The following is an 11,802-nucleotide window of genomic DNA, read 5'->3' as shown; positions in this document are numbered from 1 at the left end:
TAGGAAAAAGAATGGCGCTGGCGCTATTGCGAGCTGATGTCGGCGTTCTCGCCGCTGCCGCCCGGCTGGCCATCCTTGCCCATCGAGACGATGTCATATTCGCCCTTGCTGCCTGGCGCGCGGTATTGATAGGCATGGCCCCACGGGTCGAGCGGCACGGCCTTTTTCAGGTAGGGACCATTCCAGCGCGTGCCGGCGGCGGGCGGCGCCACCAGCAGCGCGGCCAGGCCTTCTTCCGTGGTGGGATAGCGCCCCACGTCGAGGCGGTAGGTGTCGAGCGATTTTTCAAACGCCTCGATCTGCGCCTTGGCCACCGTCACTTCGGATTTGCCCAGCTGGGCGAAATACTTGGGGCCGACATACGCCGCCAGCAAGCCGATGATCACGATGACGACCAGCAATTCGAGCAAGGTAAAGCCGCGCGCATGGCGCGTTGCCGCAAGGTTCTGCCTGTGTGCTGCATGCATCCGGTAACTCCTTATTGCCTACCTTCAATACATTGCGTCGCTGCGCGCGGCGGATGGCCATGCACGGGCGACACGCGCTTGCCTGATGCTTATCAGCCTACCATGCCGGTTATGGTTAATACAATCTTTTCTTTGCTCTGTGAACAACAAATTCCTGCGGAAACCATCCAGTGTGCGCGAAACCGCCACGGCGCCGCGCGCGCTTGCCTGGCTGCTTGATGATTCAACTATTTTCAATGCAGAAACTATCTACTCCTGGTTACCAAATCATAGTAAGTGATGAATTTTATTCATTCATTATTTGTAACTTTCAAATTAAATTTGCAAGAATATCAAACAATGAAATTGCCTCTTTTGCTATAGTAAAAGTCAATTTTCTACGTATTGGTCTTATCCGTCCACGCAGAAAAGAGCATCCCAGACGCAAAACATATTGCATCCTACATAATCACCAAGGGAAAATTCATGACTCGTATTGTGCATTCGAAGGCAACTGCCGCAGCAAGTCCTTTCTCGGCCAAGCAGTGGACCGGCGCCGCCATCCTGGCCCTGTCCGCCGCCTGGGCTCCCGCCGCCATCGCGGACGTGATCAACTTTGACAATGTCGACAGCCAGTTCGTCGGCCATGGCGACTCCCTGGAATTCGGCAAATTCCTGCTGACGGGCGCCTCGAATGCCGCCGGTGCCAGTTATGGCGACCTGGTCGGCGCCGTATTCGACGGCACGGATCCGGCCGCCTGCGGCATGGCGTGCCCGACCAACAATACGAGCAATTACTATGCATCCCTCAACGACGGCATCGTCTACCTCGATCCGCTGACGACGGGCGGCAGCGTCAGCCTGCAGGGCTTCGACGCCAGCTTCATCGGCTACGCCCAGGGCGTCACCTATCCGGCCGTAGCGGGTCTGTTGCGCGTGCAAGGCTTCTACGCCAACGGTTCTTCCATCTATGAAACCTATCAGCTAGGCGGCCCCATCGGCGGCAACTTCCAGTTCCAGCGCTACAACACCAGCGCCAACTTCGGCAGCCAGCAATTCGCCTCGCTGGCCTTCTTCGGATTCACTTGCAACACGGCCGGCAATTGCAACGCCTTCACGAGCAACAAGGGCCAGTTTGCACTCGACAATATCGTCGCCTCGGTACCGGAGCCATCGACCTACGCGATGCTGCTGCTGGGCCTGGCCGGTGTCGGATTCGCTGCGCGCCGCCGCAAGCAAGCCTGATCTCCCCTTTCGATTCCCGCCACCGTCACCAGGAAACCCTACATGACATTCCGTCCCGCCTTGCGTCCCATTTCGCTCGCCGTGCTGAGCCTGTTTGCCAGCCTCAGCTTCCAGGCCCACGCCGACGACCTGCGCCGCCCTTACATCGTGCAACTGACCGACAAACCGATCGCTTCCTACACCGGCTCGGTGGAAGGCCTGGGCGCCACCCAGCCTGCCGCCGGCGGCCGCCTCGACCTGGCCAGCACGCAAGTGCAGCTGTACGGCGACTACCTTGAACAGAAACAGGCCCGGGTACAAGCGCTCATCGCCGCCGCGCCCGTGCAATACCAGTACAAGATCGTCCTCAACGGTTTTTCCGCCCTGCTGACCGACGCCGAAGTGCGCCAGCTGCAAGCGAGCGGCGAAGTGGCCAGCATCGCCCCCGACGAACCGCGCGCCCTGCAAACGAACTACACGCCCACTTTCCTGGGCCTGGACCAGCCGGGCGGCCTGTGGAGCCAGCTGGGCGGCAAGCAGCATGCGGGCGAAGACATCATCATCGGCATCGTCGATGGCGGCGTGTGGCCGGAAAACCTGTCGTATGCGGACAAGGTCGACGCCAACGGCGCCCCGACCTTCGACCCGAACGCCACCCTGGCCTACGGCGCGCCGCCGGCCGCCTGGAAAGGCAGCTGCCAGGCAGGCGAAGGCTTTACGTCCGACCACTGCAATAACAAATTGCTGGGCGCGCAATATTTCAACGCCGTGCGCCTGACCGAGACGGACAAGATCCAGCACTGGAGCGAATTCACCTCGCCGCGCGATTCCATCGGCGACCCGAATGGCGAAGGCGGCCACGGCACGCACACCTCGTCCACCGCGGGCGGCAATGCGGGCGTGCCCGTGACCGTGAACGGCTCGCCGCTGGGCGCCATTTCCGGCGTGGCGCCGCGCGCCCGCCTGTCCGTCTACAAGGTATGCTGGTCGTACAACCTGGCCACCCAGCCGACCGGTGCGAAGAACGGCTGCTACGGCGGCGACAGCGTGGCGGCGATTGAAAAAGCCGTGCAGGATGGCGTCCACGTGATCAACTACTCGATCAGCGGCGGCGGCACCGTCAACGACCCGGTCGAGCAAGCTTTCCTGCACGCGTCGAATGCGGGCGTCTTCGTTGCCGCTTCGGCCGGCAATGCGGGACCGGCGAACACGGTGGCGCACGTCAGCCCATGGATCACCACCGTGGCCGCCTCGACGCACAACCGCGCCAACCAGGCCAAGGTGACCTTGAGCAACGGCGCCAGCTACACGGGCGCCTCGCTCAACTACAACCCGCTGCCGGCCACCACCCTGATCCGCGCGCAAGACGCGGGCTTGCCCGGCGCCGATGCACAAAAACTGGCCCTGTGCTACCGCGCCGGAGACAACGGCGGCGTGGCCCTGCTGGACCCGGCCAAGGTCGCCGGCAAGGTCGTCAGCTGCCTGCGCGGCACCACGGCGCGTACCGACAAGGGCGTCGCCGTGCTCGAAGCGGGCGGCGCCGGCATGGTGCTGGTCGACACGGGCGTGGGCCTGGTGTCCGACCCGCACGTGCTGCCGGCCGTGCACGTGAGCGCCGCCGATGGCGCGCTGATCAACGCCCAGGCGCAAACGGGCGCGGCCACGGCCGCCATCTCGCGCTTCGTCACCAACGGCAACGGCCCCGCCGCCCCCGTGGTGGCCGACTTCTCGTCGCGCGGCCCGAACCTGTACGACGCCAACCTGCTCAAGCCGGACGTCACCGCGCCCGGCGTGGACATCCTGGCCGGCGGCACGCCTGCCCTGTCGCGCGCCCAGCGCGACGCCGTGCAGGATGGCAGCCTGGCACCGGCGCAAGCCTACATCTTCCTGCAAGGCACCTCGATGGCCAGCCCGCACGTGGCCGGCCTGGCCGCCCTGCTGCGCCAGCAGCATCCGGACTGGAGCCCGGCCGCCATCAAGTCGGCCCTGATGACGACCGGCAGCGCCACCTTGCCCGACATCCAGGCAGGCGACGCGCGCGGCATCCTGCCATGGGGCCAGGGCGCCGGCCACGTGACGCCGAACAAGGCAACCGATCCCGGCCTCGTGTATGACGCCAGCCTGGCCGACTACAAGAAATACATGTGCGGCGTCGGCATGACGGCCGAATGCGCGGGCGGCACCCTGGCCGGCTACAATCTGAACATGCCGTCCATCACCATCGGTAACGTGCTGGGCACGCAAACGGTGACGCGCCGCGTCACCAACGTGGGCAGCAGCAGCGCCACCTACACGGCCAGCGCCTCGCTCAGCGGTTACAGCGTGACGGTGGCGCCTGCCACCCTGGCACTGGCGCCCGGCGAAACCAAGTCCTTCACCGTGACCTTGGCGCGCACGACGGCGCCGGACAATGCCTGGCAGTATGGCGCCCTCGTGTGGAGCGATGGCGTGCACACGGTGCGCAGCCCCGTCACGGCCCGCTCGGGCCGCGCGGTGCAGTCGCCCGCATTGCTGCAAGCCGACAAGGTCAGCGGCCTGCGTTCGCTGACCCTGTCCACCGGCTTTGCCGGCAAGGTCGGCGCGGCGACGGGCGGCCTGAAGGAAGTGGCGCGCAGCGAGCAAACCATCAACCAGGCCGCGCCGGGCAGCGTGGAAACGCTGGCGCAGATGGCCGACGCGTGCAAGGCGGGCGGCAGCGGCGTGCGCGCGGTCAATGTCAGCATTCCCGCCAGCACCGTCGTGGCGCGCTTCGAAATCTTCGACCGCGACACCACGGAAGGCGCGGGCAACGACCTCGACATGCTGCTGCTCAACAGCGCCGGCGCGACCGTCGCCACCTCGGCCACGGCCGGCTCGAACGAAGCCATCACTGTGACCACCCCGGCGGCAGGCAGCTACAAGGTCTGCGTGATCGGCTATGAACTGGCAAATGGCGTCTCGACCGGCTTCGGCCTGTCGTCGGCCGTCGTCACGACAGCCGACAAGGGCGGCAACCTGAAAGCCACCCTGCCTACCAAGGTATATGTGGGCGGCAGCGCCACGGCTGGCGTCAGCTGGTCGGGACTGGAAACGGGCAAGCGCTACCTGGGCGGCGTAGTCTTCCTTGATGGCAACAGCGCGGCAGCGTCCACCACCGTACTGTCGGTGGAGACCAACAACCCGTTGCCGCTGGCCGTCCCCAGCCAGCGCAACGTGAGGGCGGACGCCAAGCTGTAACGGTATCGCTCCAGGCAGTAACACAACGCGCCCTGCGGGGCGCGTTTTTTATGCGCGACGCGCGTACAATCGGCGCATGTCCACCTTTCGCCTCTGCATTGCCATCCTGGCCGGCATGGCCAGCATCCATGCCCTGCCTGTCGCGGCGCAGGCCGCTGCGGCGCGGCAGTCCTATCTGGTGCAATTGCGCGCCCCGCCGCTGGCCTCGCAAGCGGACGGCGTGCATGGGCTAGATACCCACAGCGATGCGGCGCGGCGCTACACGGCCCAGCTGGAAGCGCAGCAGCGCGCCGTGCTGGCGCTGGTGCCAGATGCCCCCGTGCAATACCGCTACACGACGGCCTTCAACGGCTTTGCCGCCATGCTGACACCGGCCGAAGTGACGCGCCTGCAAGCGAGCCCGGACGTGGCGCGGGTATCGCCCGGCAGCATCGAACACACGCAAGACGGCGGTAATGAAAAGAGTCGGGCCCGGCCGCGGGACCAGCGCTAGTGGCTGAGCAAGCGCAGCGCGATGCCGCGCGACACGGCTTGCATGCGGTTGCTTACTCCCAATAATTTATAGATGCGCTGCAAATGGCTTTTCACGGTGGTGCCGCTGATGCCGAGAATTTGCCCCACTTCGTCATTGCTTTTCCCCTCGCGCACCCAATGCAGCACTTCCAGCTCGCGCGCACTGGCCGCGCGCGCGGCAGCCGGGCCCGTCACGGATGCACGCTGGCTACCTGGCAGCGCCAGCCAGTGCACGTGCAGATAGGGCAGCAGCAACTCCAGCGCATACGCCTGGCGCGCCGCGTCCGCCGGCTTCACGGCGTACAAGGCAAAAAAGCTGCCGCCGGCGTCGCCCACGCTGCCATGCACCAGCACGCCGTCGATGACGCCCGCCCTATGGCCACCCGCGCGCCAGGCCAGCGCAAGGTGCGCCAGCTGGGCCTGGCGCTCGCGCAGCTGCGCGTGATCTGGCGCGGCGCTGTGCCAGGCTTCGCTGCGCAGCACGGCCCCGCCCACATCCAGTTGCGCGCACATCAATATATCGTGCGGCAACAGCGTTTGCAGCGGCCCCTGGCTCCACAGAAAGAAATCGCCGGGCACGGCGATGCCATGCGCGCCAAGGATGGCGTGCAGCAGGTATTCCTGCTCCCGCCCCGTCAGCAGCATCATGCGCACACGGCCGCATCGGCGGTATCAAACGCCAGATAGCGGTAGCCGCTGCCCCGCACGGTTTCGATGCGGTGGCCGCAACCGCCCGGCTGCAAGGCGTGACGCAAGCGTCCCACGTGGGCGTCGACCGTGCGCTCGTCGAGATAGGCGGCATGGCCCCACACCTGATCCAGCAGTTGCGCGCGGCTATGCACCCTGCCCGGATGGTCCATGAGGAAATGCAGCAGTTTGAATTCCACGCGGCCAAGGTGGATGGGCACCTTACCCGCCGTCACGCGCAGGGTGTGCGGGTCGAGCCGCAAGGCGGCAGCCCCGGCCGTGCCTGCGCCTGTGCGCAAGGCCGATGGCGCGCGCCGGCGCAGCAGCGCATGCACACGGGCCAGCATTTCACGGGGACCGAAAGGCTTGCACAGATAATCGTCGGCGCCGCTTTCCAGCGCCAGCACCTTGTCCTGTTCGCTGTCGCGCGTGCTGATCATGATGATGGGCAAGTCGCACAGCACGCCATCCTGGCGCACCTGGCGCAGCAGCGCGATGCCGGACGCATCGGGCAGTTCCCATTCCAGCAACAGCACGTCGGGCGGATCGCCCGCCATCAGCGCCAGCGCGCCGCGCGCATCCAGGGCGCAGCTGACCCGGTAGCCGGCACCCGCGAGGTTATGCGCCAGCAGCGCCTGCATGGCAGGCGCAGGGTCCAGCACCAGGATATGGCCAGGCATCGATGCATCTCCCGAAAAAAGTTGGCAGCAGTCATGAAAATACTAGACTGCCCGACAAGTTTTTTACTATGCATCAAGCGTAAAACGGTGACTAATACAATTTAGTTTCCTGATTTATAGCTATTGCGAATAAATAGACGAAAAAAAACACAGCGGCCCGCAGGCGCGCTGTGTTTAGTCTGGGAAGATTAGGCGCGTGCGACAGGCTGGCGGCGGCGCAGGGCAAAACCGATCAGCGCCAGGCCGCCCGTCAGCATCATCCATTCCGACGCTTCCGGCACGGCCGAGATCGACGCGATGCTCGCATACGTGCTGCCGGCGATGCTGGCGGGCAAGCCACCAGTCATCGGCGTCAGCTCGAACTGCACCAGGTTGCCATTGACGTTGCCCAGGTAAGCCATGCCTGTGGTGTCGAGCAAGCCCACGCCAAACGTCGTGCCCGCGTTGCCGGCCGTGTTCAGGAAGTCGCCGCCAAAGACGATATTGAAACCGAACTTGCCGCCCAAGGTCACGTTGTGGAACCAGTCGTTGTAGGCGCCGCTATTGCCGAAGGTCAAGGTGCCGGGCAAGCTGCCGCTGACATTGCCTTCCATCGATTCCAGTGCGCCAAAGGCGCCCGAGAAATTGCTGAGCACGGCGCTGGCGCCCGGTGCCGGGCTGTTACCGGCGATAAAGGCGAAGTCGAGGAAACCGGCACCCGAGAACTGGCTCGTGTCGATTTCCACGTGGTAGCCGAGCGGACCCGCCAACGCCAGGCTGGAGCTGGCGGCCAGCACGGCAGCCAGGACGGCGCGGCGCAGGGTGAGGTTGAATGTCGTTGTCAACATGATGGTGTCCTTAGAAGTTGCCGGCGAAAATGCTGGCCGAGTAATTGATCGTCACTTTCGACGGATTGGTGAAACTGACGGCAAACGAAGCCGTCGCGCCCGGCGCCAGGCTGGCCGCGTTGACGGTGACGTAGGCGGCGCCCGCATGGCTGCCCGTGGCATTGGCCAGGCTGACGCCGGCAGGCAAGCCGCCGAACACCACCTGGAACGGGCCGTTCAAAACGCTCGTGCCCGTGTTGGTGAACGAGAACGTGCCCGTGTATTTTTGCGTCGCGCGGTTGTAGGCCAGGCCCGAGCTCGCTTGCGCCACGCCGGCCGTGATGTCGCGGTAGGCGGGCTGCAAGTCCATGCTGACGACGACGGGATCATGGTCCGAAGCGCGGTACGGCAAGGCGTTGTACAGGTCTTGCGGCTTGGCCGAGTCGATGTTGTAGTCGATCACTTCCGGCTCATCCGCATTCAGATGCCATTCGGCCACGCCGGCCACTTGCGGGCTCAGCGAGGCGCTGGCCAGCGCATGGTCGAGGTAGCCGCTCTGGCCGCCGAATACGTACGAATACGGCATGCCGGACGGCCGCACGAAACGCTCGAGTTCATTGACGAAGCCGGCACCCGTGATGACCTGGATCGGGTCTTCCGCGCCATAGGAATTGAGGTCGCCGATGACCAGCACGTCCGCGTCGCCGGCAGCGGCCGCCACCTGCGGTACGAAGCTGCCGATCAGGCGCTGGGCTTGCTGCACGCGGGTGGCGTTCCAGCAGCTCTGGCTATCGTTCTGGTCCGCGTCCAGCCCGCTCGAAGGGCAGCTGCCCTTCGACTTCAGGTGGTTGACGATCAACGAGAATTTCTCGCCATTGCCGGCACGGAAAGTTTGCGCCATCGGTGGACGGTTGTTGATGGCGTTGGCGTCCGACAAGGCACCGCCCACCAGGCCCAGCTTGGCGGGCTTGTAGATCATGGCCACGCGGATGGCGTCCGTGCCCGTGGCGGCCGGCTTCGGCACCACGGCATACGTGACGCCGCCGATGGCCGCGTTCAGTTGCTCGACCAGGTAGGTGACGGCCGTCTCGCCATTGTTCTGGATTTCCATCAAGCCGACCACGTCCGCATCGATGGCTTTCAGCTCGGCGACGATCTTGTCGCGCTGGCGTACGAACTCGGCCAGATTGTCGGCGCCGCGGCAATTGCTCTTCGTGGTCGAGGTGCCCACGGTGCAGCCTTGCCCCGTCTGCCCAAAGATATTGTTGCCATTCGTAAAGGTCGTAAAGAAATTCAGCACGTTGGCGCTGGCCACCTTGACGTTGCCGGACGGCAGTTCCGGGCTGCCCGTGCGCGGGTTGTCGCGCGAGAATTGCGGCGTCTGTGTCGGCTGTAATTTGTAGGCGGCGCCGCCACCGCCGATGGCGCCAAAGTCCACCACGCCCGTCAGGTCGGCCACCGTGTCGCCGCTGCGCACGGTGTTGTCCTGGCCGATATATGGTATCGTTGGCGGCGCCACGAAAATGCCGTCATCGAGCACGATCAGATTGTTCGCATTGGCGGCGATCAAGGCTTGCGCCTCGGCGGAGCCGGCCGGGTAGCGATTGGTCGGCACTTCGCGCCGTCCCGCCGACAGGCTCAATTCGCCGCGCGCGCCCAGATAGGCGTTTTGCGACACGGTCAACGGTTGCGTGAAGCGCACCAGCATGCCTTCCACGGCAGCCAGATTGTCGTTCGGCAAGCTCACATTCGCCGGCACGACGCTGTGGCCCGCGCTTTGCGTGAGGATGGCCGTCACGTCCTTGAATTCCGTATAGGAATTTTTCGCGCCCGATGGCGTGTATTCGACCACCGTGCCCGTCACGCGCACCAGTTCGCCCGGCTGCACGGTGGTAGCCGTCGCGCCCGTGTACACGAAGATGCCGTCCGACGTCGACGGGTCGCCATCGCCGGCCGCATCCTGGATGAAGAAGCCGGTGCCCACTTTCAAGGTCACCACGCCTTCGGTCGTCTGCACGGAATTGGCGTAGGGGCTGCTGGCGCCGCTGCCCTGGATTTGCGGGATCGTGTGGCTGATGGCGGCCAGGCCTTGCACGGCCACGTCGACCTTGCACGACGCCGTCTGCTGCTGGTCGTTGCTGAAATTCACGATGACCGGGTAATTTCCCACCGGCACGCCAGCGGCCACCAGCAGGTTCACGCTGGCGCTCTCGCCCGCCACGCCGGCCGCGCTGAAATTGGCCAGGCTGATGCCGGCCACGGCGGGCGAGCTCAGGGTGGCCGCATTCACGACGCCATCGACGTCGGACGCGCGCAGCACGGCGCTGCCGCCATTGCCCACAGCCAAGGCCAGATTAGCCGGGCAGCTGGTAATAATCTGATGCACGACGGGACCGCCGCACACATTCAGCGGCGAAGCCGTATTGCGCGGCGTCACGCTGCCGGTGGCGAAGTCCGCGCTATTGTCGTCCGTGTCGCCGCAGCCGCCATTCGCGCGCGCAATCGACAGGGTATTCGATGGTGCGGGCGCCACGGCGCCTTCAAAACCGTTGGCCGTGCCGAAACCGACCAGGTCGACGATGGCGGCGCCCGTGGGGCTGGCGCCCGTCTGGGCTGTCTTGCTATTGCTCAGCAACACCTTGCCCGCCGTGCCGGACATGGCCAGGCTGCCCGTGGCGTCCGGCGTGGGCAAGTCCTGCGTGCCGCCCGCGCCCTTGGCTTGCTGGACCAGCAAATACTGGCCTGGTTGCAAATCGATAGCCGGCAAGGCCGTCACGGACCAGCTCGTGCCAGCGGCGGACGCGTATTGCACGCTCCAGTTGCCCAGGTTCACGGGGCTGGCGCCGCGGTTGAAAACTTCGATGAAATCATTGCGGTACAGCGCCCCCGTATTGCCGCCACCGCCATACACCTGGCTGATGACGATATCGGAAGCGGCCAGGGCTGGCACGGACAGGCTGGCCAGCACGGCGGCCATGACGGTCAGGCGCAGCGGCGTGCGCAAGGGGGAAAACGAGGTGTGCATGAGGATCCCGGTCGGTAAATAAATGACGCCGGCCCCACATGATCGGCCGGCGCGCCACAATTAACAAAAGTATTTCAGACTTGTTATTTGCATATTAAAGGCCTGGGATGACGACTTGATGACATTTGATTAAGCCGAATGGAGTAAAAGTCCAGCCGCCCATCCTTCATCCAAGTAGCTAGGCAACAACATTTGACCGTCAGACTTCAGCAAGCACAGCAAATTGCTCAAAAATATGATATATTTCTATTAAATAAGTTTTATTCCTTGCAAGTTTATAAAGCTTGCCCAGTCAGTAGCAACACGCCAGTAAATAGATATGCAAAGGGCCCAGTCCACGCCCTGCGCCACGCACAATCGATGCGCTATTTGAATGTACTGCTAATTTTATTGCGTCGAGATCATGGAGCGCGCAGCGCCCTGTCGGCATGAAAACCCTAGCGAGATCAAATCATGAAAAAATTCACCCCCGTCGTCCACCTATCCCTGCTGACAATTGCCGCCACCCTGGCATTGAGCGCAGGTTACGCGACAGCGCAAACAGCGGCACCAGCCGCTGCGGACAATAAACGCTGCGAAGCAAACAATGCCGGCACCAACGGCAACGCCAGCGAGGCAGACATGAACAGCACATATAGCGCGTGCCGTTTGGCAAATGGTGCCATTGGCATGGGTTGGCGCACCAACGACGGCAAAGGATCCACGCCCGAATTCGGTGGCGAAGAATCTTCGCAAGTATTGCGCAAGCCGCATTTCGACAGTCGCGGCCATGATCTGAGCCAGTTCGATACGGACGCCAGTACGCGCGCCAAGGGTTTGGGAAGAGGCATCAAGCAAGATGGTTTTGACTATAGTTCGGGTACACGCGATTTTGTTGCGCAGGAAAGACTGGAACCGTTTAGCGGCAGCGAAGGCTACCGTGGTGTGGGACGGGCGATGCCGGAACAGTATGCGTCTCTGCTGACGTCCTCCGACACACCCACTCCCGCGGCAGCCGGCGGCGGTGGCGGTGGCGTTGGCTCCGGTGGTGCTGGCGGCGGCATCGAAGGCCGCGGTGTTACTCCCAACACCATATTGCCGCCGGTACTGGCCGTTCCTGAGCCGGAAACGTATGCCATGCTGCTGGCCGGCCTGGGGCTGGTGGCCTTCATGGGACGCCGAAAACGCACGGCTAAAACCTAATCAAAAAGGCTCGCAAGAGCCTT

9 protein-coding genes are annotated in these 11,802 nt (G+C 64.0%); 4 read left to right on the top strand and 5 right to left on the bottom strand.

Going from position 1 to position 11,802, the window contains the following annotated elements:
* Positions 1–23 precede the first annotated feature (23 nt).
* Complete coding sequence (gene gspG / locus OPV09_RS08595; protein ID WP_034751618.1) at positions 24–467, bottom strand: type II secretion system major pseudopilin GspG; 444 nt, start codon at positions 465–467, stop codon at positions 24–26.
* Between the two features lie 465 nt (positions 468–932).
* Between gspG and OPV09_RS08590 the strand changes: the two genes are divergently transcribed.
* The 3 genes from OPV09_RS08590 (at position 933) to OPV09_RS08580 (ending at position 5,379) form a co-directional block, all read left to right on the top strand.
* Positions 933–1,691 (top strand): NF038120 family PEP-CTERM protein, encoded by a 759-nt coding sequence (locus tag OPV09_RS08590; protein ID WP_338681237.1) that lies wholly within the window; start codon positions 933–935, stop codon positions 1,689–1,691.
* Positions 1,692–1,733: 42 nt separating this feature from the next.
* Complete coding sequence (locus OPV09_RS08585; RefSeq protein ID WP_338681235.1) at positions 1,734–4,886, top strand: S8 family serine peptidase; 3,153 nt, start codon at positions 1,734–1,736, stop codon at positions 4,884–4,886.
* A 76-nt stretch (positions 4,887–4,962) separates the two neighbouring features.
* Positions 4,963–5,379, top strand: coding sequence for a protease inhibitor I9 family protein (locus OPV09_RS08580; RefSeq protein ID WP_338681233.1), 417 nt, complete (start codon positions 4,963–4,965; stop codon positions 5,377–5,379).
* Here OPV09_RS08580 and OPV09_RS08575 read toward each other — a convergent pair.
* From OPV09_RS08575 to OPV09_RS08560, 4 genes are all read right to left on the bottom strand, one after another.
* Positions 5,376–6,047 carry a LuxR C-terminal-related transcriptional regulator gene (locus OPV09_RS08575; protein ID WP_338681231.1) on the bottom strand — a complete coding sequence of 224 codons (672 nt, stop codon included), beginning with the start codon at positions 6,045–6,047 and terminating at the stop codon, positions 5,376–5,378. The genes OPV09_RS08580 and OPV09_RS08575 overlap by 4 nt on opposite strands.
* A complete protein-coding gene (locus OPV09_RS08570) occupies positions 6,044–6,766 on the bottom strand; it encodes a winged helix-turn-helix domain-containing protein (RefSeq protein ID WP_338681229.1) in 723 nt (240 codons plus the stop codon). Before OPV09_RS08570 ends, OPV09_RS08575 begins: the two co-directional genes overlap by 4 nt.
* Before the next feature lie 188 nt (positions 6,767–6,954).
* Positions 6,955–7,593 (bottom strand): NF038129 family PEP-CTERM protein, encoded by a 639-nt coding sequence (locus OPV09_RS08565; protein ID WP_338681228.1) that lies wholly within the window; start codon positions 7,591–7,593, stop codon positions 6,955–6,957.
* 10 nt (positions 7,594–7,603) lie between these two features.
* Positions 7,604–10,597 carry an ExeM/NucH family extracellular endonuclease gene (locus OPV09_RS08560; RefSeq protein WP_338681227.1) on the bottom strand — a complete coding sequence of 998 codons (2,994 nt, stop codon included), beginning with the start codon at positions 10,595–10,597 and terminating at the stop codon, positions 7,604–7,606.
* A gap of 453 nt (positions 10,598–11,050) precedes the next feature.
* Here OPV09_RS08560 and OPV09_RS08555 point away from each other — a divergent pair, with 453 nt between their 5' ends.
* Positions 11,051–11,779, top strand: coding sequence for a PEP-CTERM sorting domain-containing protein (locus OPV09_RS08555; protein WP_034751634.1), 729 nt, complete (start codon positions 11,051–11,053; stop codon positions 11,777–11,779).
* Positions 11,780–11,802: the final 23 nt, after the last annotated feature.

This window comes from Janthinobacterium sp. TB1-E2 (assembly GCF_036885605.1).
Lineage (GTDB): Bacteria > Pseudomonadota > Gammaproteobacteria > Burkholderiales > Burkholderiaceae_D > Janthinobacterium > Janthinobacterium aestuarii.
Note: the sequence above shows the minus strand (reverse complement) of the source record. Positions and strands in the feature narration are given on the sequence as shown.